Genomic DNA, 23,200 nt, shown 5'->3' with positions numbered 1-23,200 from the left:
GTCGAGGAGGCACTATGCGGCGCAGCAGTTTCTCGCCGGAACCGGACTGCGCGATCGCCCAGTCCCTCGCGGTCGTCGGGGACGGGTGGGAACTGCTGATCGTGCGGGATCTCGCCCGGGGTCTCGATCGGTTCGACCTGTTGGCGGAGTCGCTGCGGATCTCACGCAAGGTGCTCACCGAGCGGCTGGGCGGTCTGATGGACAGCGGCGTCGTCGAGCGAACGGCGTACCAGGAGCGGCCTACTCGGTACGCGTACCAGCTGACGGCGCGCGGGCGTGCGTTGCTGCCGGTGCTGGTCGCGCTGCAGGACTGGGGAGATCGCTGGGTTCTGGGCGACGGGCAGTTGACCGGGACCAACGCCGAGTCGGAGCCCACGGCCCATCGGCTGCACGAGCTCGTCGGCGCGGCCGTTCCGGCGGGATTGTTGCTACCTGCAACCGGCGGGGATGGCCCGCCGGAGTCCGTCGATGTGGTCGACGGGCAGGCGAAGGCGACGGTGCTCTTCGGGTATCCGGCGACAGGGCGGCCGACTCCGTTGCCTGCAGGCTGGAGTGAGATCGCGGGCGCGCACGGGTGCACGTTGGAGAACAGGCTGTTCGCGGAGCGGTACGACGAGTTCCGGGCGGGCGGGATCGCGGTGCACGGGGTGAGCACGCAGCGGCCGGAGGAGCAGGCGGCGTTTGCGGAGGCCGAAAAGATTCCGCACGTGCTGCTGTCGGACGTGGAGCTGCAACTGGCGGCGGCGCTGCGGCTGCCGACGTTCCGCGCCGGCGGGGTTGGGCGGCTCAAGCGATTTGTCCTGGTGGTCGGCGCCGACCGGGTCGTTCGCGCGGTGCGCTATCCGGTGACGGACCTCGCCGACGCCGTCAACTGGGCGTTCACCACCGCATCGGATCAGGCCGGTGGAGGCGCGGAGCGGCGTGGTTGAGGGTGCCGCAAGCAGGCTGTGGTGAAGGCGACCGGCGACGGGATGCGGACCGACCTGCGCAAGCTCGTCGTCAGCCCGCCCGATGGCTGACCCAGCCGGCCGGCCGAGTCAGCCCGGGAGTCGCCTGCGCGGCATGATCAGGTCCTGATCTGGCCCTCGCCGATGACGACGTACTTCGTGGACGTCATCTCCGGCAGGCCCATCGGACCGCGGGCGTGCAGCTTCTGGGTGGAGATGCCGATCTCGGCGCCGAAGCCGTACTCGCCGCCGTCGGTGAAGCGGGTGCTCGCATTCACCACCACGGCCGCCGAGTCGACCGCCTGCACGAACCGCCGCGAGGCCGCTTGTGACCGGGTGATGATCGCGTCGGTGTGGCCGGAGCTGTACTTGCGGATGTGCTCGACGGCGCCGTCCAGCGAGTCGACGACGGCCGCGGACAGGTCGAGCGAGTTGTACTCCGCGGCGTGGTCCTCGTCCGTCGCCGGCACCACGTCCTTGCCGAGCGCAACAACCTTGTCGTCGCCGTGGACCGTGACGCCCGCGTCGGCCAGCGCGGGCAGCGCGGCGGCGAGGAACTCGTCGGCCACCGTCGCGTGCACGAGCAGCGACTCGGCCGCGTTGCAGACGCTCGGCCGCTGGGTCTTCGAGTTCAGCAGGATGGTCAGCGCGAGATCGAGGTCCGCGTCGGCGTCGACGTACACGTGGCAGTTGCCGACGCCGGTCTCGATCACCGGCACCGTCGACTCCGAGACGACGGTCCGGATCAGGCCGGCGCCGCCGCGCGGGATCAGCACGTCGACCAGCCCGCGGGCCTGCATGAGCTCCTTGACCGCGGCCCGGTCGCCCGGCACGCCCTGGATCACATCCGCGGGCAGGCCGGCCTCGACGACCGCGTCCCGCAGCACGGCGACGATCTCCGCGTTGGAGGAGGCGGCCGAGGACGAGCCGCGCAGCAGGACGGCGTTGCCCGACTTCAGGCAGATCCCGGCGGCGTCGGCGGTCACGTTCGGGCGGGCCTCGTAGATGATGCCGACGACGCCGAACGGCACCCGGACCTGCCGCAGCTCCAGCCCGTTCGGCAGGGTGTAGCCGCGGACGACCTCGCCGACCGGGTCCACCAGGCCGGCGAGCTGCTCCAGCCCCGCGGCCATCGCGTCCACCCGGCCCCGATCCAGGGCGAGGCGGTCGACCGTCGACTCCGGCGTACCGGCCTCGCGGGCGGCGGTGACGTCGTGGGCGTTGGCCGTGACGATCCGGTCGGCGTTCGCCCGCAGGGCCGCCGCCATCGCGTGCAGGGCCGCGTCCTTGGTGGCACGGGACGCCGCGGCCAGCGCGTACGACGCTTCGCGGGCCCGGCGGCACAGCTCGATGATTTCACTCACGCCTTCATGGTATGGCGATCGCCGACCAGCCCGCGCGACCGTCTCAGCGCCTGTGGACAACGCTCAGGCGAGGGAGGCACTCCGCTGACGGAGCAGCTTGACGGCGGCGAAGACGGCCAGCGCCAAGCCGGCCGCCGCCAGAACGACCGACCACAGCACCGAGCCGCCGAACGCCAACGGAAGGAAGCCGAGCATGGCCGGTGCGCCGAGCAGAGCGCCGACGGCGTTCAGCGGCGTCATTCCCGGGATCAGACCGACCTCGTCACCGTCGACGGACCACCAGCCGCGCGCGGTCGACCGCTTCAGGACGGCGGACTGCAGCAGCAGCGGCAAGCCCGACAGCGCGAACAGACCGACGTACAGCCACAGCAGCCACCCACTGTGGCCCCAGCTCTCGGTCTCGACCCGCTCCCCCGGCTCCGGTTCGATCAGGACCGGAGCACCTTCCCAGAACAACGCCTCTGCTTGGTCACCGTCCGCCAGACGCCGGCTGTCAGCTGTGGAGAGGTCGACGTCGGCGTAGACGCGTCCCCCCACCTCCAGCCACCACTCGCTGCCCGGACCGCGCGAGTAGTGCGGCCCGGACAGCACCACGGGAACGCGTTCCAGGCAGCCCTGCGGAGCCGCCACCGCCGCTTCCGGGCGAACCGCTGAGCGGGGACACTCCCCCGCGCTCGTCATGCCCCTCGCATCGGCCAGCGCGCCCGGCACGGTCGCCAGGATCAGCAGGCCGAGGGCGCCCACCAGCAGGGCGTACAGCACGACCAGCCCCGGCCGGGTCCAGAACGCGCGACGCCAGAACTGCCACCACCGCGCCGGCTTCCGGCGTCGCTTCGCCATCGCCCGTCACCCCCAGGTCTCGATCACCCTGGTGACGATGTACCCATCGGCGGCGCGGCAATCGCGCGATGGCGTGCGCGAGCGGCACGACGGCGGCCAGCGCCGGGTTAAGCGCGCGTCAGACGGCGCAGACATCTCACCCTCGCGTGGTCGTTGACGAAGGCGTCGAGCAGTTCGGCGTACCCGGGTCGGCTCCTCGAAGTGCGGGAAGTGACCGGACCGCTCGAAGGTGACCACCCGGCCGCAGGTCCTGGAAGCGGTCGCCCAGTCCCCAGGCCAGTTCGTAGGTCTTGTCCTCAGGAGTCAGTCGGCGCGGCGACGCGGCCAACGCCCGGCACGCCACCGCCCGCAGCAGGACGTCCAGGTCCAGCCGGTCGTCCGGCCCCACCGGGTCGGACCGCAGAACCCCTCGCTGGTCCGGCGCGATCAGCCGCACGTGCCGGGACAGCCACGAAGAGGTTCGCGCCGTTGAGCTGCACCATCACAGCAGCACCAGATCATCCCGATGGACCACTTCGCGCTCGTACGCCGCGCCGAGCTCCCGCGCGAGCTCCCGGGTCGAGCGCCCGAGCAGTCCGGGGAGTTCAGCGGCGTCGTAGTTGACCAGGCCGCGGGCGACGACGGTGCCGGCCGGGGAGACCAGGTCGACCGGGTCGCCGGCCGAGAACGTGCCCTCGACCCCGCTGATCCCAGCCGGCAGCAAGGACGTACGGCGTTCGGTGACCGCGCGGACGGCGCCTTCGTCGAGCTGGAGCCGGCCCTGCCCCGAGGTGGCGTGTTCCAGCCACAGCAGGCGGGTCTTGCGGCGGCGTCCGGTCGGGTGGAACAGCGTGCCGACCGGTTCACCGCGCAGGGCTTCGCCGACCCGGCCCGCCGACGTCAGGACGACCGGAATCCCTGCTGCGGTGGCGATTCCGGCTGCTTCGACCTTCGTCTGCATCCCGCCGGTGCCGACGCCGGAGGACCCGGTCCGGCCGATCTGCAGCGGCTCCAGGTCGGCCGGGCCGCGGACGTCCGTCAGCATCGTCGTTCCGGGTTTGCGCGGGTCACCGTCGTACAGGCCGTCGACGTCGGAGAGCAGGACCAGCAGGTCGGTGTGCACCAGGTGGCTGGTCAGTGCGGCGAGCCGGTCGTTGTCGCCGAACCGGATCTCGGTGGTGGCGACTGTGTCGTTCTCGTTGACGATCGGCACCACGCCGAGTTCCAGCAGGCGCGCGAACGTGCGGTACGCGTTGCGGTAGTGGCTGCGCCGGGTCACGTCGTCGACGGTCAGCAGCACCTGGCCGACCCGGAGGCCGTGCGCGGCGAAGGCTTCGCCGTAGCGGGCCATCAGCAGGCTCTGCCCGACCGACGCGGCCGCCTGCTGGGTGGCCAGGTCACGCGGCCGCGAGCGCAGTCCCATCGGCGCCAGGCCGGCTGCGATCGCACCGGACGACACCAGCACCACCTCGGTGCCGTCGACGCGCCGGGCGGCGAGCGCGTCCACGAGCAGCCGGAGCCGGTCGAGGTCGATCCGGCCCCGCTGGGTCAGTGACGACGACCCGACCTTCACGACGATCCGCGTGGCCTTGACGACCTCCGCGCGTGACTTCATCGCTCACCCGTTCTGATCGGGTCCCTGTCCCGCGGTCTGCTCGCGCGCCTCTTTGCGCGCCAGCTTCTCCGCGGCCTTCGCTGCCGCCTTCGCCTCGGCCGGCGACAGGTCCACCTCGTCGTCGACCCAACCCTGACCGTACTCCGACAGGTCGCCGGAGGGACTCAGCTCGCCGGACCGGACGGCGTGGTACTCGCTGTCCTTCGCCTTGCGCCGCTGCACCGCCGGGCGCGGCTCCTCCAGCCGGTGGTCCTCACCGCGCCGGGCCAGGATCTCCGCACCGGCCTGGACCTCCGGCGCGAAGTCGAAGACGACCGCGTTCGGGCCGTCGCCGATGATCACCTCGTCGCCCTCGACCGCGCCACGTTCCAGCAGTGCCTTCTCGACGCCCAGCCGGTTCAGCCGGTCGGCCAGGTACCCGGTCGCCTCGGCGTTCGCGAAGTCGGTCTGCCGGACCCAGCGCTCGGGCTTCTCGCCCTGCACCAGCCAGCTGCCCTCGGGGGTCTGGCGGACCTTGAACTCCGGTCCGCCGGTCGCCTGCGGGCGGATGACGATGCGCGTGGTGTCCGGCTTCTCCTGCTCGGCGCGCCGCGCGGTGACCAGCTCGGCCATCGCGTACTTGAGCGCCTCCAGCCCTTCGTGGCTGGCGGTCGAGATCGAGAACACCCGCAGCCCGCGCTGCTCCAGCTCGGCGGTCACCATCTCCGCGATCTCGCGGGCGTCCGGTACGTCGACCTTGTTCAGCGCGACCAGCCGCGGCCGGTCCTCCAGGCCGCCGTGCGCCTTCAGCTCGGCCTCGATCGTGTCGAGGTCGCTGACCGGGTCGCGGCCCGGCTCGTACGTCGCGCAGTCGATCACGTGCACCAGCGCGGCGCAGCGCTCGACGTGCCGCAGGAAGTCGTGGCCGAGCCCGCGGCCCTCGCTGGCGCCCTCGATCAGGCCCGGCACGTCGGCGACGGTGAACGTGGTGTCACCGGCGACGACGACGCCGAGGTTCGGGATCAGCGTGGTGAACGGGTAGTCGGCGATCTTGGGCCGGGCCCGGCTGATCGACGCCACCAGCGACGACTTGCCCGCGCTCGGGAAGCCGACCAGGCCGATGTCGGCGACCACCTTGAGCTCGAGAACGATCGTGCGTTGCTCGCCGTCCTCACCGAGCAGGGCGAAGCCGGGCGCCTTGCGGGCCGAGCTGGCCAGCGCCGCGTTGCCGAGACCGCCCTTGCCGCCCTGCGCCGCGACGAACTCCGCGCCCGGGCCGACCAGGTCGGCCAGGATCTCGCCCTCCGGCGTACTGATCACGGTGCCGTCCGGGACCGGCAGGATCACGTCGGCGCCCTTGCTGCCGGCCTGGTGATCACCCTTGCCCTGGGCACCGTTCGTCGCGGAGCGGTGGCCGGAGCGGTGGTAGTCGACCAGCGTGGTCAGGTCGGGGTCGACGCGCAGGATCACGCTGCCGCCGTCACCGCCGTTGCCGCCGTCCGGGCCGCCGAGCGGCTTGAACTTCTCCCGGTGCACCGAGGCGCAGCCGTTTCCGCCGTTGCCACCGGTGACGTGCACGGTGACGCGATCGACGAAGCTGGGGATCGCCATCGGTTCTTCTCTACTTCCTGCAGGTGAATGTCTGTTACCAAAGCCGAAAGGCGGGCCGCGGTATTCCGCGACCCGCCCTTCGTCAGAGCTGTGTACGTGCCGGGTGGCGGTGTTACTCCGCCGGGGCCGGGACGATGTTGACGACGCGGCGACCGCGACGGGTGCCGAACTCCACCCGGCCCTCGGCCAGCGCGAACAGCGTGTCGTCGCCACCGCGGCCGACCAGCGTGCCCGGGTGGAAGTGGGTGCCGCGCTGACGGACGATGATCTCGCCGGCGTTGACCAGCTGACCGCCGAACCGCTTCACGCCGAGCCGCTGCGCGTTGGAGTCGCGACCGTTACGGGTCGACGCTGCTCCCTTTTTGTGTGCCATGGGTGATCAGCTCACTTCTTCTTCGCGTCGATCGCGGTGACCTTGACCTGGGTGTAGTGCTGACGGTGCCCCTGGCGCTTACGGTAACCGGTCTTGTTCTTGTACTTGAGGATGTGGATCTTCGGGCCCTTGGTACGGCCGAGGACCTCGGCCGACACGGCCACCTTGGACAAAGCGGCGGCATCGGTCGTCACGGTGTCGCCATCGACGACGAGGACTGCGGACAGCGACACCGTGTCGCCGACCTGGTCCGTCAGGCTGTCGATCTCGATGACATCGCCGACGGCGACCTTCTGCTGGGTGCCGCCACTGCGCACGATCGCGTACACCGTGGATCTCACTCTCTGTTTGTTCGGAAGTCTTACCGGACCTGGTGACTGGGAGGGGCGTCCCTCACAAAGTCACACCGTCCACACATAAAGGAGGTACGCGTGACGCGCACCGACTGTTGAGTTTACTACGCTAGCGGAGCGAACTCATAATCGGGTCAGCGGCCACTGGACACCAGCTCCACCGGCGCCTCGCCACCGCTGTCCGGCGCCGAACCGCCCTCGTCGCCGGCGGACTTCGACCGGCTCCGGCTGCTCCGCCGGCGGCGGCTGCTGCGGGAGGACCCGTTCGGCTCGGCGGCGTCGGTCGGCTCGGCCGTCGCCTCGCCGGTCCCGGCGTCAGCGCCGGCCTCCGCGCCGGATCCGGCCGAACCATCGGTCCGGTCGGCCGGGCCGTTGCCGCGGTCCTCGGCGGCCGGAGCCTCGGTGGCGGGCTCGGTGGCGGGCTCGGACGTACCGTGCCCGTTGCCGGCGTTGCCGTTGACCGTCGCGGCGGCGATCTGCGCCAGGCGCTGAGCGGCGTCGCTGTTGTGCTGGACCGGCTCCGGCGTCTCGGTGTGCTCGTCGTCGCGGCGGCCCTTGCCACGGTTGCGGCGGGAGCCCTTCTTGCCCTCGCCGTCCCCGGTACCGTTCTTGTGGTCGTGGCCGTTCTTCTGCTCCGCGCCACCGCGGCCGTCCTGCCGGCGGCGGGACTCCTTCGGCTCGTCGTGCAGGATCAGGCCGCGGCCACCGCAGTGGTCGCAGTTCTCGCCGAACGCCTCGAGCAGCCCGGTGCCGATCCGCTTGCGGGTCATCTGGACCAGGCCCAGCGAAGTCACCTCGGCGACCTGGTGCTTGGTCCGGTCCCGGCCCAGGCACTCGACCAGCCGGCGCAGGACCAGGTCGCGGTTCGACTCCAGCACCATGTCGATGAAGTCGATCACGATGATGCCGCCGATGTCGCGCAGCCGCAGCTGGCGGACGATCTCCTCGGCCGCCTCCAGGTTGTTCTTGGTGACGGTCTCCTCGAGGTTGCCGCCGGAACCGGTGAACTTGCCGGTGTTCACGTCAACGACCGTCATCGCCTCGGTCCGGTCGATGATCAGCGAACCGCCCGAGGGCAGCCAGACCTTGCGGTCCAGCGCCTTCTTGATCTGCTCGTCGATCCGGAAGTTCGCGAACACGTCGCCGTCGCCGGTCCACTTCGCGACCCGCTCGGCCAGGTGCGGCGCGACCGCCGAGACGTACTCGCTGACCTGGTCGAAGGCGTCGTCGCCGGAGATGACCAGCTTGGCGAAGTCCTCGGTGAACAGGTCGCGCACGACCCGGATCAGCAGGTCCGGCTCACCGTGCAGCAGCTGCGGCGCCTGGCCGGACTTCGACTTCTTGTCGATGTCCTCCCAGTACGCCTGCAGGCGGCTGACGTCGGCGGTCAGCTCCTCCTCGGTCGCGCCCTCGGCCGCGGTGCGCACGATCACGCCGGCCTCGTCGGGAACGATGTCCTTGAGAATGCCCTTCAGCCGGCTCCGCTCGGTGTCGGGCAGCTTGCGGCTGATGCCGCCGTTGCCGCCGCGCGGCACGTACACGACGTACCGGCCGGGCAGGCTGATCTGGTTGGTCAGGCGGGCGCCCTTGTGGCCGATCGGGTCCTTGGTCACCTGGACCAGGACCGCCTGGCCCGACTTCAGCACCGACTCGATCTTGCGCGGGCCGTTGCCGCCGCCGAGGGTGTTCCAGTCGACCTCACCGGCGTACAGCACGGCGTTGCGGCCCTTGCCGATGTCGATGAACGCGGCCTCCATGCTGGGCAGCACGTTCTGCACCCGGCCGAGGTACACGTTGCCGATCAGCGAGACCTGCTCCTCCTGGGCGACGTAGTGCTCGACCAGGACGTTGTCCTCGGACACCGCGATCTGGGTCAGGTCGCCGCGGGCGCGGATCACCATCGCCCGCTCGACCGACTCGCGCCGGGCCAGGAACTCGGCCTCGGTGACGATCGGCGCGCGGCGGCGGCCGGCGGCGCGGCCCTCGCGGCGGCGCTGCTTCTTCGCCTCCAGCCGGGTCGAGCCCTCGACCGCGGTGATCTCGTTCGCGGTGTTCTTGCTGCGCGGCTCGCGGACCCGGACCACGATCTCGTCCGGGTCGTCCGGCGCGGAGGCGGCGTCCTCGCCCTTGCGGCGGCGACGGCGACGCCGGCGGCGCGACGAGCTGCCCGAGCCCTCGGCGTCGTCCTCGGACTGGTCGGTGTCCTCGGCGTCGGCCTCGGCCTCGTCGGCCGGCTCGTCGTCGTTCTCGTCCTCGTCGTTCTCGTCGGCGCTGTCCTCGGCGCCCTCGCCGGACTTGCGGCGACGACGGCCACCGCGGCGACGGCGACGGCGGCGGGTGCCCTCGCCACCCTCGTCACCGTCGGAGTCGTCGGCCTCGGCCTCGACGTCGACGTCGGCCACGGTGGCGTCGTCGGCGGACAGCTCACGGGCTGCTTCCAGCACCGGCTCGGCGCGGTCGGCGGCGACCTCCTCGGCGTCGCGGCCACGACGGCTCCGGCGGCGCCGGCTGGTGCTCGGCTGCTCGTCGGTGTCCGCCGCGGTGCCCGGTCCGTCGGTCAGCTCGTCGGCAGCCTGCGCGTCGGCCACCGGGGCGGCGTCGGCGGCGGCACCGCGGCGGCTGCGGGTGCGCTTGCGCGGGGCCTCGGCCTCCGGCGTGGCCTCGACCGGGCTGGTGGAGGCGGCCTGGGGGGCCACCTCGACCGGGGCCTGGAAGATCGGGGCGGCGACCGGGGCGCGGCGGCGGGAGCGGCGGGTCGGGGCCTCGGGGGTCTCTTCGGGGGTCTCTTCAGCGGTGGGGGTGCTGGAGGACGGGCCGCCGAGGGAGACGTACGAGGTGCCGGTGGTGGTGATCGACTTCGGAGCACTCGTGGTGACGGAGGCCTGGTCGTCGCCGGCTGAGGACGTGTCGTCGGTCTCGGCGGCGGTGTCCTCGGACTGAGCGTCCTCATCCTCTTCGGCGTCCGCCACCGGGCCGTCGGTCAGAGGGGAGTCGGGGGTGAGCAGGTCGGGCTGGGGGGCCGCGGACTTCTTGGTGGTGCGGCGGCGGGTGGTCTTCTTGGCCGGTTCCGGCGCGGCCTCGACGACCGGGCCGCCGTCGGCGGGGGTCTCGGGGGTGGCCTCGGCGGCGGTGTCCTCGGGCAGGGGGTCCTGGCCGGTCGCCTTCCGGGCGGTCTTCTTCACCGTGCGCTTGGCCGCGGTCTTGGCGGCCGCCTTCTTGGCCGGCGCCTTGGCCGCGGTCTTGCGGGCGGCGGTCTTCTTCACCGGGGCGGGCGCCGGATCGGCGGCCTCGGCGTCGGACTGGGTGCTCACCACGGCGGCCTCGGCCGGCTCCGCGGCGGACGCGGCGGCCTTCTTGACCGTGCGCTTGCGCGGCGTGCTGCTCTTGACGGCCGTCTTCTTGGCGGCGGTCTTTCGCGCGCCGGCCTTGCGGGCCGGCTGGTCGGTGGCGGCCACGTCGGCCGCCTCAGTCGTGTTCGGCTCGTTGTCGAGCATGCAGTGCGGGTCTCCTCAGGCCCTCCGGCGCATCCTGCGACCCCTGTCACGGGTCCGGCGCGCCCAGACGGCGGTCACGGTTCGCCGCTACCGGCGGGGAGCCGGCACGGCGGAAGCCTGCTGGGGTCCCGCTCCCCTGCGCTTCAGGGCACAGTCGGAGCGGCGACGGCGCCCTCCGCTGGATGCGTCTCGTGGTCGACCGCCTGGCCGGTCGCGGTCGCCTGGTTGGCGTCGCGGTCACGAGCGAGCGGATCGTCCACTGTGCCGGAGGCCGCGATGAGCGGGCCCTGGGCGAGCCTGGTCAGCAGAGCCGGGCCCGTCACCGGAAGCGTCGCTACTTCGAGCACGCCGGCGAGAACGTCGTCGGGTCTCACGGCCGGGGTTCCGTGCCGTAACACCACTTGCAGTATCGCACACGTCGCAACCGGCACCGGTTCACTACCGACGGTGAGTCGGAGAACGGCGTCCCGACAGTCAAACGACCGAAGCCCTCGTTTGGTCATGCGCTCGACCAGAATTTCCTCCCGCGCCAGGAACGCCTCGACGGCGCTCGCCGCGGCGGCCGGATCCACGCCCGGGAGCGCGATCTGCCACTCGCTGGCCTCCAACTGCTCGGCGAGCGAACCCCCGGTCGCGGTCACCACCTCGAGCACGTCCAGGCCGGTCGGCAGCGCCTCGTCGAGCGCTGCGCGGACCACATCGGGGTCGCGCTGGTGTGTGAGCGAAATCTCCAGGTACTCCGCCTCCGAGGCGGCCCCGGTCGGTGCGGCCCCGGCGTACGAGATCTTCGGGTGCGGGCTGAAGCCGTGCGAGAACGCGACCGGGAGCTCCGCGCGGCGGACCGCCCGCTCGAAGGCGCGCTGGAAGTCGCGGTGCGACGTGAACCGCAGCCGCCCGCGCTTGGCGAAGCGGACCCGCAGCTTCTGGACCGCGGGGAGCTGCTGGGACGGCGGAGCTTGAACAGGTGCCACGTTCGCATTCTGACAGCCTCCGGGCCGGGACTTCACATCTCGGCCGGACGGTCGGACCTACCGGCCCCGGCCGGGCGAAGTGACTCAAGTCACACAGACGCCGTTCACAGCCGCTCCGGCCGGCGGGTCGGCCGATCGACGGTCGGCCGATCTGCGGGTCGGCCGGGACCAGTCGGCTGGTCAGGTGGACCCGGCCGGCGCGGGATCGTCGCGCCGGCCGGGGTCTGAAGTACAGGTCGGAGGTCCTGGTAACTCGGAGGTCCTGGTAACGAGGTCAGAGGCCGGCGCACTGGCCCGAGCGTGGCCCGGCGACCTGATTCGGAGCCTGCAAGTTGCCGGGCGCGAGGGTGTTGCCCGAGCAAGCGAGCGGGCCGTTGACCGTATTGCCCGCCAGTACGACGGGCTCCGCGGTCCGGGCGCCGACAACCGAGACCGGCCCGCTGACCGTGCTGCCGACCACCACCGCCGCCCCCGTCGTCCCCTCCAGCGACACCGGCCCGTTGACCGTACTGCGGAGCAGGTGGACCTCACCCGCGCGCGACGCGTGCACCGGGCCCACGATCCGGGTGTCCGTGGCCACCAACGACGCCCCGGCGCGCACCGTGACCGGGCCGTTCACCGTCGCGCCCTGCAGGCAGGTGACCCCGCTCGCCACGACCAGCGGCCCGTTCCGTACGCCGGTCACAGTGCTGGTGCAGGCCGGAGCCGGCCGCAGCAGCGTGACCGCGAACCGGCGCGCGTCGCCGATGTTGCCGGAAGCATCGATCGCGCGGTACTCGACCTGGTGCCGGCCGTAGCCCGGCGGCACGTCGTCCCACGGCACCACTCGCGGCACCCCGAGCTTGCCGTAGACGAGTTGGTCGATCTCGGTGCCCTCGGCGGTGAACCGGAACGGCGCGTCCGCGTCGGTCGGCCAGCCGTAGTAGTTGTACCAACCGTCGCCGTTGACCCGGAACTCCGGCACGACGTACCCCGGGCTGTCGTCGGTCGCAGCCAGCTTCATCGTGAACGCGTCGTTGTACATGTACTCCGGTCCGGATGGCTTGTGCACCGTCAGCAGCGGCTTCGACAGCGTCGCGGTCACCTCGGCCTGCACGGCGTCCACGGTCCAGGTCCGGGTGTCGGCGCCGACCGTCGCGGTCAGGGTGTGCCGGCCGGTCAGCTTCAACGGCTCCAGGTCGAAGTCGCGGTCGTTGCCCGGGTTCGCCACCGGCACCCCGTCGAGCGTCCACGTGACCGCCGGCTGGGCCGTGTCGGACTGCGTGGTCTCGGCGTAGACGACCTCCTCCGCGTTGACCGGGTGATCGGTGGCGGTCGAGGTGGTGAAGGTGGTGCCGACGGACTGGGCCGGCGGCGCGGGCCGGGTGGTGTCGACCGTCCAGGTGCGGGTCGCGGTGAGGGCGGCCGAGGCGCGCACGGCCGGGTCACGGACGAACTCGGTCGGGTCGACGATCTTCGCGGTCACCACGTGCGTGCCGGGCGTGAGCTCGAGGGCGCCGAGATCCAGCGCGCGGCTGTTGGCGGTGTCCAGCACGGTGCCGTCGAGGGTCCAGGTGACGTCGAGCTCGTGGCTCGCGGGGTGCAGAGTCTGCAGCCAGAGGACCTGGTCGGCGCTGACCACGCCGGGCGGCGTACTGCCCTGGAAGAGCGTCGCACGGGACGAGATCCGCTGCGTCATCCGCTCCCGGGAGACCTGGTCGAAGTAGTAGCCGAGCACCTTCATCATCGAGTGCCGGCTGGGCCGCCAGATCCCGGACCCGGCGTACTGGCCGGCCTCGTACCGGCCGATCCGGCCGCCGCTCTCACTCTCCTCCCCGAGCCAGCGCCACCACTTGCGCTGCTGCGCCAGCATCTCCTGCTCGGTGAGCACGGTGTGGTGGATCGAGCTGGGCTCCCCACCGACGTACGGCGCACCGCGCTCGCCGCGGGCGTAGTAGTCGTACTCGTCCTGGAGACCGCCGAGCGAGTGGCCGAGCTCGTGCGGCGTGATCAGCGCCGACAGGGCGTTGCCGCCGGACGCGGTCGCATAGCTGCCGCCCGCCCCGCCGTACGTGTCGCTGTTGCCGATGGCAAGAATCTGCCGGTTGGCGGAGCTGGTCCCGGCCACCAGGTCGGCGTACTGCGCGGCGGCGGTCGCGCTGACCGTCAGCAGGCGCTGCACGCTGGCCGGGTTGCAGCCGCCCCAGAAGCCCATCTGCAGCGGGGTGTCGACTTTCGGCGAGCTCAGGCCCGGGTCGCAGTCGACTCCGCTCTGCGGCGACGGGATCTCGAGCGCGTAGACGTTGAGGTAGTTGCGGTACGACTTGAACGGCTCGATGCTCCAGAGCACGTTCAGGTGCTTGTCCACCTGCTCGCGGAACTTCGGCAGCTCGGCGGCGGTGTAGCCGTCGCCCATCACCACCAGGTTGAACCGCGACGTCGCCGGCCCGGTGACCTGCAGCGGGACGACCGTCGCTTCCGCCGCCGCGGCGGCGCTCGTCGTACCGGCGGCCGTGCCTCCTCCGGCCGCCGTCGCGACCGCGAGCGGCAGACCGGCGAACACCGCCGCCGCGACCCCCAGCACCGCCGTCAGCCGGCGCACCCTGAAACCAGTCCTCACAACTGCGGCCCTCCTGCTCCGGGCGCCCCCGACGTGGCCCGTTCGGAGCCCGCCGTGAGAAGCCTACGAACCACCTGGCCTCCTTGTCAGCGGTTGCCGCGCGCCGTTCGTGATCGCCCGACGGGCCGGCAGCCGCCGCGACCCGGCGGCACAACGGCGCCGTACGGCGTCAGCGGGCGTCGTACGGCATCATGAGTCCTCGGGGGTTCGTGAGGAGAGGACATCGATGACGCAACCGGCACAGTCGCCGCGGCCCGAACCGGACCGCGACCACCCGGTGGACGAGGCCGGCGACGGTGACGGCAAGGGCATCTACTGGCTGCTGAAGAACGTGCTGATCGGCCCGCCAGTCAAGCGGCTGTTCCGGCCGAAGGTCGAGGGCGCCGAGCACGTGCCCGACCACGGCCCGGCGATCATCGCCAGCAACCATCTGTCCTACGCGGACTGGATCTTCATGCCCCTGGTGGTCCGCCGCCGGGTCACCTTCGTGGCGAAGTCCGACTACTTCACCGGGGCCGGACTCAAGGGCCGGTTCCAGCGCGGCTTCTTCAAGGGCACCGGGCAGGTCCCGATCGACCGCTCCGGCGGGTCCGCGTCCGAGGGGGCGATCCGGGCCGGGATGAAGGTGCTGGAGCGCGGCGAGCTGTTCGGCATCTACCCCGAGGGCACCCGCTCGCACGACGGCCGGCTGTACAAGGGCCGGACCGGCGTGGCCCGGCTGGCGCTGGAGACGAAGGTCCCGGTGATCCCGTGCGGGGTGATCGGCACCGACGTGGTCGCGCCGCCCGGCAAGGTGGTCGCGTCGCTGGCCTCCCCGACGGTCAAGTTCGGCGAGCCGCTGGACTTCTCCCGGTACGACGGGATGGAGGGCGACCGGCTGATCCTGCGCGCGGTCACCGACGAGATCATGTACCGGATCATGGAGCTGTCCGGCCAGGAGTACGTCGACATGTACGCCACCAAGGCCAAGCAGCTGGAGGGCCGGGCGGTCACCGGCGCCCCGAAGAAGGTCCGCAAGTCGGACACCTCATCCGGGAGCTGAGACAGCCGGGGTCTACGCTGGACGACGTGGACGGACCGATCGCGTACCAGGGTGAGCCAGGCGCCAACTCGGCGATGGCGTGCACCGAGATGTTCCCCGACCGCGAGCAGTTGCCCTGCACGACGTTCGAGGACGCGCTCGAGGCGGTCAGCACCGGCCGGGCCGCGCTGGCGATGATCCCGGTCGACAACTCGATCGCCGGCCGGGTCGCCGACATGCACCACCTGCTGCCGGAGTCCGGGCTGCACATCGTCGGCGAGCACTTCCTGCCGATCCACTTCCAGCTGATGGGTGTGCCGGGCACGACGCTCGACTCGATCCGGACCGTGCGCAGCCACGTGCACGCGCTCGGCCAGTGCCGCAAGATCATCCGCGAGCACGGCTGGTCGACGGTCGTCGCCGACGACACCGCCGGGGCCGCCCGGGAGGTCTCCGAGCTGGGGGACCCGACAGTCGCGGCGCTGTCCCCGCGGGCCGCGTCCGGCCTCTACGGGCTGGACATCCTGGCCTCGGACGTCGAGGACGAGCACCACAACACCACCCGGTTCCTGGTGCTGTCCCGCGAGCCGGACGTGCCGCCGGTCGGGTCCGGTCCGGTGATCACCAGCTTCGTGTACCGGGTCCGCAACGTGTCGGCCGCGCTGTACAAGGCGCTCGGCGGGTTCGCCACCAACGGCGTCAACATGACCAAGCTGGAGAGCTACCAGCTCGGCGGTACCTTCTTCGCCACCCAGTTCTACGCCGACGTCGAGGGCCACCCCGAGGACCCGAACGTCGCCCTCGCGCTGGAGGAGCTCGCCTTCTTCTCGGTCGAGGTCCGCCTGCTCGGCGTCTACCCCGCGCACCCCTTCCGCGACCGCATCGCCGAACCGGCCGCCAACCGCGCCCTCCGCCCCCACCACTGACCGATGCGGGTCACCCGCGTCACCCCGGGCCACCCGTCGGCGGTGTACGGCGAGGGGTCGGCGGGACCGGCGAGGGACGGCGGCGGCGCCTCGGCGGCGCCCGCGGGGAACGGCGCCGACCCGTTGGCGACGGCCGGCGACATCCCGTCGGCTGGTAGCGACGCGGCACCCGCCACGCCCGGCGTCGACCCGTCGGCGGCATCCGTGGTGGGCCGCGTCGACCTGGCTTCGGCGTACGCGGTGTTGGAGGAGGTTGCTTCGCTGCGGGAGTTCCCGACGCTGCTCCCTCGGGCCGAGGCGGAGACGTTGCTGCGGGATCCACCGCCGGAGTACCGGTTCGCGTGCTTCGCGTGTGTCGACGGCTCGCGGGTGGTCGGAGCTGCCTGGCTGACCTTCTCCCAGTCCGAGAACCGGCATCTGCTCGTCGCTGACCTCGCCGTTCTCCCGTCGGCCCGTCGTCGAGGCGCCGGCACGCTCCTGCTCGACGCCGTACGCCAGCAGGCCGCCGCCGACCACCGCACCGTCGTACTCGGCGAGACCTTCACCCCGTACGCCGCCGCGGGCCCGGTCCCGGGTCCGGCCTTCGCCGAGGCGCACGGCTTCACTCGCCAGTACTCCGCGCTGCACCTCGTTCTCGACCTGCCCACGGACCGTCTGGAAGCGCTCGCGGCCGAAGCGGCGCCGTACCACCGGGAGTACGAGCTGATCAGCTGGCCGGACGCGTGCCCGGCGCAGTACGTCGACGAGTACTGCGGGTTGCTCGGCCTGGTGGATCAGGAGGTCCCGCTCGACGAGCTGGCGATCGAACCGAAGCGCTGGACGGTCGAACGGCTGCGCACGGCCGAAGCCCATCGGCGCGAGCACGGCCGGACCGGATGGACGACGGTCGCCGCCGCGGGCGGGGTGCTGGTGGGGTTCACGGAGCTCGCCGGGACCCCGACGCGGCCGGGGCAGTTCGAGCAGCGGTCGACACTCGTACGCCGCGAGCACCGGGGCCGGCGGCTCGGAATCGCGCTCAAGGCCGCGAACCTGCAGGCGGCGACCCGCTCGGCGCGCGACGCCCCCGGCACGGTCCACACCTGGAACGCCGAGGCGAACCACCCGATGCTCGCGGTGAACCAGCAGCTCGGCTTCCGCGTGGTCGAACGCCAGGACCTCTGGCTCCGCACCTCACCCCCCACCTGCCCCCTTCCCCCACCCGCTCCTCACCCGCCCGGCAGCCCGCTCCGATGGGTTAACCCTTCAGATGATTGGTTGGCCCCCCAGAATCCGCTGGGCCAACCCTGCACCTCGCGGGCTAACCCCGCAGACGAGTGGTCGCCTCACCGGAATCTGCTGGGCCCACCCCGCGTCGCGTGGGTTAACCCTCCAGGCAAACGGTTGGCCCACCGGATTCTGCTGGGCCAACCCTGCGTCTGACGGGTTAACCCGCGAGACGCCGGGGGTGGAGCGCCACGGCGTCTGGGCCAGGCCCGCTGACCGCACGTCCCATCCCCCGGGGCTCCCCGCCGGCGCCGAGCACACCCCGGACGCGACGCTTCGGTCCCGCACGTTCAGGGGTTCACCCGCCAAGTTGTGGGTCCACCCACCCGAATGCGATGGGTGGACCCAGCATTTGGCGGGTTATCCCCCGAAAGAGCGGGCGGGGGGCAGGTTAGCTGGGGGTGGGGTGGGTCCAGGTTTCGGTGGTGGTGGTGCCGGGTTTGTACTGGCGGGGTTCGCGGGTTTCGTCGGCGAAGGCCTGTTGCCAGTTGGTGCGGGGTTCGAGGTACTGGTGGACGGTGTGCGGCAGGGTGACCGGGGCGCCGATGGGCATGGTGTCGACGCCGGGTTGGCGGCCGACGAGGCGCCAGGAGTCCTCCGTGCCGGCCGGGCCGCGGTACTGCGCGACGACGTGCGCGAGCTGCCGGTCCGAGTGGATCGTACGGCGGAACCCGTCGAAGAACTGGCCGCGCCGGGTGTCGACCAGGCCGTAGACGAACGGGCTGCCTGCCAGCGAGCCGTCCGGGGCGAGGCGGCCCAGGTAGGAGACCAGGAAGGCCTTGAACTGCTCGTTCGGGACCGGGCGTCCGAGCCGGCCGAGGAACAGCTGGTCGCCCAGCGGCTGCAGGTTCCAGGTCGACATCTCGCCGCCCGTGGCGGTCCTGCGCTGGTAGCCGAAGAAGGAGACGAACCCGCGGGCGTCCGCCCGCGGCACGCTGACTTTCACCGGTTTCGCCGTCCGGACGTCCAGCACGACGGCGGCGTCCCGGCGTACGTCGAACTCGGGCTGCACGATCCGGTAGTGCTGGCCGGCCGGCCCGAAGACGGTGGCGTCCAGCACGTACTTGCCCTTCGGCAGCCGGGTCACGTCCCGTCCGTCGAAGGGCTCCCAGCTGTCCAGCCGCGCGAACGACACGAACGCCTGCCCCGCCGGGACCGGCTTGCCGTCCGCGCCCAGCGTGGTCACCGCCACGTCGTAGCTCTCGACCTCCTTGTCGACCACCAGCGGCACAACGACCTGCTGCGCACCAGCGGTCGCGAGGAGCCGCCCGGTGTAGAGGCCGTCGGGCCCGGCGTGCGTGGTGTCGGAAACGATCTGCACCGAAGCTTCGCCACCGGCGGCGACAGTGAGCCGCTCAGCGCTCAGCCGTAGCGCGCCGGCCGGAGCCGGACTGCTGCCCGCCTTCAGCTCAGCCCGCAGGTCGAGCGTGACCGGCGTGCTGCCGAAGTTGCGGTACGTCACCTGCCGGGTCACCGGCTGGTCGTCGGCATGCGGCCAGCGCGCCGTCCCGAACGACACACTGGTCGTCGCGGCGACCACCGACTGCCCGACCGCCCGCGCCACGTCGACCCGCCCGGAACCCTGCTGGTACGGCGTGAGCTCCGGGTTGGCCTTGGCGGTCGAGGTGAGCGCGGCCTTCAACTCCGGCGCCTTCCAGCCGGCGTGCTGCTGCGCGAGCAGCGCGGCCGCCCCGGCGGCGTGCGGAGTCGCCATCGACGTGCCGGACATCTTGGCGTACCGGTCGCCGACCGGCTCCTCCGGGTGCGAGCCGCCGGCCCGCGCGGCGACGATCCCGACGCCCGGTGCGGTGAGGTCCGGCTTGATCGCGCCGCCCCGGCCCGGGCCGGGGGCGGAGAAGTCGGCCAGCTTCTCGTCCGCGTCGATCGCGCCGACGGTCAGCGCCGACGCCGCGGTACCGGGTGACTCGACCTCACGCCCGTTGTTGCCTGCAGCAACGACGAACAGCGTGCCGGCCTCTCGGGTGAAGCGGTCGAGGGCCTGCTCGAGCGGGTCGGTCTCGTCACCGGCCGGACCACCGAGGCTGAGGTTGACGACCTTGGCCTGCTGCGCGACCGCCCACTCGACACCGGCCAGCACGGTCGACTCCGAGCAGTACCCGAAATCGTCGCAGACCTTGCCGTCCAGCAGCTTCGCGTCCGGGGCGACACCCCGGTGGCCGTTCGTTCCCTTGCCGGCGATGGTGGAGGCGACGTGCGTGCCGTGTCCCCCGGTGTCGGCGGCCGGGTCGGCGGTGAAGTTCTTGGCGGCGACGACCTGCCCGGCCAGGTCCGGGTGCGTGCTGTCGATGCCGCTGTCCAGCACGGCGACGGTGACGCCCTTGCCGGTGTAGCCGGCCTGCCAGGCGGCCGGGGCGCCGATCTGCGGGACGCTGTGGTCGAGCGACGTGTGCAGCGTCCGGTCCAGCCAGATCTTCGTTCCGGTCGCCGTCTGCCGGCCGATGCCCTGGACACCGAACTGCTGGAGGAACCCGGCGGCCTTCGCCTTCGGCACCGACAGCGCCGTACCGGACTTCAGCGCGCGGACCGTCGTGGCCTCCCGCGCCGCGACCGTCGAGCCGGTGACCAGCACCGGGATGTCGCCGCGGGCGGCGTCGTCGTACCCGTCGCGCACCAGCAGGTCGAGGTCGAACAGTCGGCGATCCAGCTGCCCGCTCTGCACGGCGGCCCGGACGTCCGACGGCATCACCGTCCACTCTTCGGCGGTCCGGCGGCTCTCGAAGCCGACCTGCTCACGCCCGGCGGCCTGGACGATCGAGACCCGGTCCCGATCACCGCCGCGCAGCACGACCTGATCGCCGGTGATCAGCGTGACCACCTTGTCCGGGGTGGCCACCGGTGCGGCCGGTTCGGCGGCCTGGGTCGGCAGTGGCACCAGCAGCAGCGCCGGGGCCAGCAGGGCGAGCACCCATCGTCTTGTCCGCACGCGTCTCTCCTTCGTCGTCGGCTCCTCACCTCTTCATGTCCGGCCACCCGGCCGAACATTTCGGCCGGGTCGGAAACAGCCGGCGCGCGGCCGAGGCCAGAAGGTCGCCGGATGCGGATCGTGGAGGTGGACGGGCGGGACGGCGCGGTGTTCGAGCGGTTCTTCCGGGTGCGGGAGGAAGTTCGACAAGCGGAGCAGGAGTTTCCGGCCGGGCTCGGGCTGGAGGAGGCCCGGCTGGTGTTCGCTGCCGAGCACGCGGACGAGCGGTCCGACGGCTTCGGTCTGGTCGACGGCGACACCTGGCTCGGCATCGCCTGGCTCGACTGGTCGCTGCAGGAGAACACCCACCAGGTGGAGGTCGAGCTCGCCGTCGACCAGCAGTTCCGTCGGCAGCGCGTCGGCACCCGGCTGCTCGAAGAGGTGAAGGAGCGCACCCGTGAGGACGGCCGCACTCAGCTGTCCGGCTCCGCGCTGGGCGACCCGGTGACCGGGACCAGCGCTGGTACGGCGTTCGCCGAGGCGCGCGGGTTCGCCCGGAAGCACAGCGAGCTGCACCAGGTCCTGGAGCTTCCGCTGGCCGACGCCACGATCGACGGTCTCGAGCGGCAGGTGCCGGGGTACGACCTGGTGCAGTGGCGGGAGAACACCCCGCGGGAGTGGCTGGCCGAGTTCGCCGACGCGCTGACGGCGATGACCCGCGACGTGCCGCAGGGCGACCGCGGGCTGGAGATCACCCGCTGGACGGCGGAGCGACTGCTCGACCGCGAAGCGCGCCGGATCGCGCAGGGCCGGTTCTGCCACACCACCGTCGCGGTCGACGACGGCGGCCGGCTCGCGGCGTACACGCAGATGGGCGGCAATGCCGCGGCGCCGGACCGGCTGTACCAGTACGACACCTTCGTTCGGCCCGAGCATCGTGGGCGCCGGCTCGGGCGGGCGGTGAGGATTCCCAACCTGCGCTCGTTGCAGGCCGGGCTCGACCACCCGGCCGTGCTGCACACCTGGAACGCGCCCGAGAACGCCGCGATGATCGCGGTCAACGACAGGCTCGACTTCCGCCCCGCCGACCACCGGATCAGCTTCCAGCTGGGACTCTGAGTCCTGGGCTCAGCCGAAGGTCCAGTCCGGGTACCCGCGGTCGAGCAGTTCGCGGTGGCCGGACCAGTCCGCCGGGTCGGCGCGCTCGGGGTCGAGCGGATCGGCGTGGCCGCCGACGAGGCGGTAGCCCCAGGTGAAGGCGGCGATCGGGACCAGGACGCGGGTGTGGATCACGTCGGGCGCGATCACCAGCAAGGTCGTCGCCCGCCAGTCGCCGTCCGGGTGCTCAGGATTGGCCGGTGCGTCGAAGAACGTCGGCAGGTGGCCGTAGATGTAGAGCGGCGCGGCGCTCGCGAAGTACGGCAGGACGTCGACCGACCGCTGGTCGTCGAAGCTGCGATGCACAAGCTGCACCCAGCCCATGATCGCGTTCAGGCCGGAGCCGTGGTACCGCAGAGTGGCAGTACAGATCGGGAAACCGCGGTACGCGTCGGCGTTCAGGTCGGGCACGACCAGCTGGTGGCCCGACGCCCACGGGTCGTCGTTGGCCAGCACCCGGACGTTGACCAGTCCGCGGTGCCCGCGGGTCTCGAACGGCACGGACAGCTCTCGGCGCATCGACGGCCTCCCCCTTGAGGTTTCAGGCAATTCTCCCCCAGCCAAGGCGCCTGCACGTGCGTTGATCGACCGGATCGGCACGCCCTAGGCTGACCGGGGTGACGGATCTGGACTGGAACGGCTGCCTCAACGCCCGGGACGTCGCCGGCCTGCCGACCCGGTACGGCGGGACGACCCGCGCCGGGATCATCCGTACCGACTCGCTGCACCAGCTCGACGACGCCGGGTGGGCGGCGTTCCACCAGGTTCGGGCCGGGTTGGTGCTCGACCTGCGCTCCGACTGGGAGATGACCGAGCCGCACCCGCTCGACGGCGACCCGGCGTACCGGCGGATTCCCTGGATCGACCCGGTCGCGGACCAGCGGCGGATGCCGGCCGACGAGCCGCTGATGGTCGACATCTACCGCGGCAGCCTCGACCGAAACCAGGGCCAGATCCTCAAGGCGTACCGGGCGATTGCCGAGGTGCCGCTCGACGTACCGGTTGTGGTGCACTGCCGCTCGGGCAAGGACCGGACCGGGCTGCTGGTCGCACTGCTCCAGGAACTGGCCGGTGTGCCGGGGGACGTGATCGCGGCGGACTACGCAATGAGCGAGACCCGGCTCGGCATCCCCGACCGGATCGCCGCCCTGCCCGGGACCGACGAGGAGCGCGCGGCGGCCGGCCTGCTGTGGCGCAGTCTGCCGGAGACGATCCTCGGTGCGCTCGACCATGTCGACCAGCGGTACGGCGGGGTCCGCGCGTACCTGGCGCGGTGCGGGTTGTCCGCGCGGGAGATCCACCGGCTCGGGCTGCGGCTGCTGACGCCGGTCGAGTTCGAGGCGGTGGTGTTCGACTTCGACGGGCTGCTGATAAACACCGAGACCACACTCGTGGAGAGCTGGCAGGCCGAGGCGCGGGACCTGGGGCTGCGGGTCGGAATCGCCAGCAGCTCGCCGCGGTCCTGGGTGACCGGGCACCTGGAGCGGGTGGGCGCGCTCGACCTCTTCGACCTCGTCGTGACCGGGGACGAGGTGGCCGCTCACAAGCCGGATCCGGCCGTTTACCAGCTCGCGCTGTCCCGGCTCGACCTGCCCGGCCGGCTGGCGGTTGCCGTCGAGAACACCGCGCACGGGGTCGCCGCCGCGGCGGCTGCCGGGATGCGGACAGTCGCGATGGCCACCCCGGACGTACCGGCCGAAACGCTGACCGGCGCCGGTCTGGTGCTCACCGGCGCCGACCAACTGTCACTCAGCGAGGCGTTGTTCGCCGTGTCGCCGTAGGAC

At 72.0% G+C, this 23,200-nt stretch carries 18 protein-coding genes; 6 read left to right on the top strand and 12 right to left on the bottom strand.

Annotation, left to right across the window (positions count from 1 at the left end; genetic code table 11):
* Positions 1–14 precede the first annotated feature (14 nt).
* A complete protein-coding gene (locus tag KFLA_RS11515) occupies positions 15–929 on the top strand; it encodes a winged helix-turn-helix transcriptional regulator (protein ID WP_012919960.1) in 915 nt (304 codons plus the stop codon).
* Between the two features lie 137 nt (positions 930–1,066).
* Here KFLA_RS11515 and KFLA_RS11510 read toward each other — a convergent pair whose 3' ends face one another.
* From KFLA_RS11510 to KFLA_RS11470, 10 genes are all read right to left on the bottom strand, one after another.
* Positions 1,067–2,311 carry a glutamate-5-semialdehyde dehydrogenase gene (locus KFLA_RS11510; RefSeq protein WP_012919959.1) on the bottom strand — a complete coding sequence of 415 codons (1,245 nt, stop codon included), beginning with the start codon at positions 2,309–2,311 and terminating at the stop codon, positions 1,067–1,069.
* 63 nt (positions 2,312–2,374) lie between these two features.
* A complete protein-coding gene (locus KFLA_RS11505; protein ID WP_012919958.1) occupies positions 2,375–3,151 on the bottom strand; it encodes a hypothetical protein in 777 nt (258 codons plus the stop codon).
* 136 nt (positions 3,152–3,287) lie between these two features.
* Positions 3,288–3,587: a hypothetical protein gene (locus KFLA_RS37390; protein ID WP_148256609.1), complete on the bottom strand. Its 300-nt coding sequence runs from the start codon at positions 3,585–3,587 to the stop codon at positions 3,288–3,290.
* A gap of 45 nt (positions 3,588–3,632) precedes the next feature.
* Positions 3,633–4,745 (bottom strand): glutamate 5-kinase, encoded by a 1,113-nt coding sequence (gene proB / locus KFLA_RS11500; RefSeq protein WP_012919957.1) that lies wholly within the window; start codon positions 4,743–4,745, stop codon positions 3,633–3,635.
* 3 nt (positions 4,746–4,748) lie between these two features.
* Entirely contained in the window at positions 4,749–6,335 is a 1,587-nt protein-coding gene (obgE, locus tag KFLA_RS11495; protein WP_012919956.1) for a GTPase ObgE, read from the bottom strand.
* 112 nt (positions 6,336–6,447) lie between these two features.
* The gene (gene rpmA, locus KFLA_RS11490; RefSeq protein WP_012919955.1) at positions 6,448–6,708 is read right to left on the bottom strand and encodes a 50S ribosomal protein L27; all 261 of its coding nucleotides are present in this window, start codon (positions 6,706–6,708) and stop codon (positions 6,448–6,450) included.
* A gap of 11 nt (positions 6,709–6,719) precedes the next feature.
* Positions 6,720–7,037, bottom strand: a complete 318-nt coding sequence (gene rplU / locus KFLA_RS11485) for a 50S ribosomal protein L21 (RefSeq protein ID WP_012919954.1) — start codon at positions 7,035–7,037, stop codon at positions 6,720–6,722.
* A 158-nt stretch (positions 7,038–7,195) separates the two neighbouring features.
* Positions 7,196–10,555: an Rne/Rng family ribonuclease gene (locus KFLA_RS11480; RefSeq protein ID WP_012919953.1), complete on the bottom strand. Its 3,360-nt coding sequence runs from the start codon at positions 10,553–10,555 to the stop codon at positions 7,196–7,198.
* Positions 10,556–10,698: 143 nt separating this feature from the next.
* Positions 10,699–11,526, bottom strand: coding sequence for a TIGR03936 family radical SAM-associated protein (locus KFLA_RS11475; RefSeq protein WP_012919952.1), 828 nt, complete (start codon positions 11,524–11,526; stop codon positions 10,699–10,701).
* 274 nt (positions 11,527–11,800) lie between these two features.
* A complete protein-coding gene (locus KFLA_RS11470) occupies positions 11,801–14,125 on the bottom strand; it encodes a M64 family metallopeptidase (protein WP_012919951.1) in 2,325 nt (774 codons plus the stop codon).
* A gap of 226 nt (positions 14,126–14,351) precedes the next feature.
* Here KFLA_RS11470 and KFLA_RS11465 point away from each other — a divergent pair, with 226 nt between their 5' ends.
* The 3 genes from KFLA_RS11465 to KFLA_RS35505 are packed head-to-tail and all read left to right on the top strand — an operon-like array spanning position 14,352 to position 17,491.
* A complete protein-coding gene (locus KFLA_RS11465) occupies positions 14,352–15,167 on the top strand; it encodes a lysophospholipid acyltransferase family protein (RefSeq protein WP_012919950.1) in 816 nt (271 codons plus the stop codon).
* Between the two features lie 26 nt (positions 15,168–15,193).
* Complete coding sequence (locus KFLA_RS11460) at positions 15,194–16,072, top strand: prephenate dehydratase (protein ID WP_012919949.1); 879 nt, start codon at positions 15,194–15,196, stop codon at positions 16,070–16,072.
* Between the two features lie 3 nt (positions 16,073–16,075).
* Positions 16,076–17,491, top strand: a complete 1,416-nt coding sequence (locus tag KFLA_RS35505) for a GNAT family N-acetyltransferase (protein WP_012919948.1) — start codon at positions 16,076–16,078, stop codon at positions 17,489–17,491.
* Positions 17,492–17,726: 235 nt separating this feature from the next.
* Here KFLA_RS35505 and KFLA_RS11450 read toward each other — a convergent pair whose 3' ends face one another.
* On the bottom strand, positions 17,727–20,279 hold the full coding sequence (locus tag KFLA_RS11450) for a S8 family peptidase (protein WP_012919947.1): 2,553 nt from the start codon (positions 20,277–20,279) through the stop codon (positions 17,727–17,729).
* Positions 20,280–20,390: 111 nt separating this feature from the next.
* On the opposite strand from KFLA_RS11450, the gene KFLA_RS11445 reads away from it, so the two are divergent.
* Complete coding sequence (locus tag KFLA_RS11445) at positions 20,391–21,377, top strand: GNAT family N-acetyltransferase (protein ID WP_012919946.1); 987 nt, start codon at positions 20,391–20,393, stop codon at positions 21,375–21,377.
* Positions 21,378–21,386: 9 nt separating this feature from the next.
* On the opposite strand, the gene KFLA_RS11440 is transcribed toward KFLA_RS11445, so the two are convergent.
* Positions 21,387–21,935, bottom strand: a complete 549-nt coding sequence (locus tag KFLA_RS11440; RefSeq protein ID WP_012919945.1) for a hypothetical protein — start codon at positions 21,933–21,935, stop codon at positions 21,387–21,389.
* A gap of 98 nt (positions 21,936–22,033) precedes the next feature.
* Between KFLA_RS11440 and KFLA_RS37895 the strand changes: the two genes are divergently transcribed.
* Positions 22,034–23,197: an HAD-IA family hydrolase gene (locus tag KFLA_RS37895; RefSeq protein ID WP_012919944.1), complete on the top strand. Its 1,164-nt coding sequence runs from the start codon at positions 22,034–22,036 to the stop codon at positions 23,195–23,197.
* Positions 23,198–23,200 lie beyond the last annotated feature (3 nt).

The organism is Kribbella flavida DSM 17836, assembly GCF_000024345.1.
GTDB lineage: Bacteria > Actinomycetota > Actinomycetes > Propionibacteriales > Kribbellaceae > Kribbella > Kribbella flavida.
Note: the sequence above shows the minus strand (reverse complement) of the source record. Positions and strands in the feature narration are given on the sequence as shown.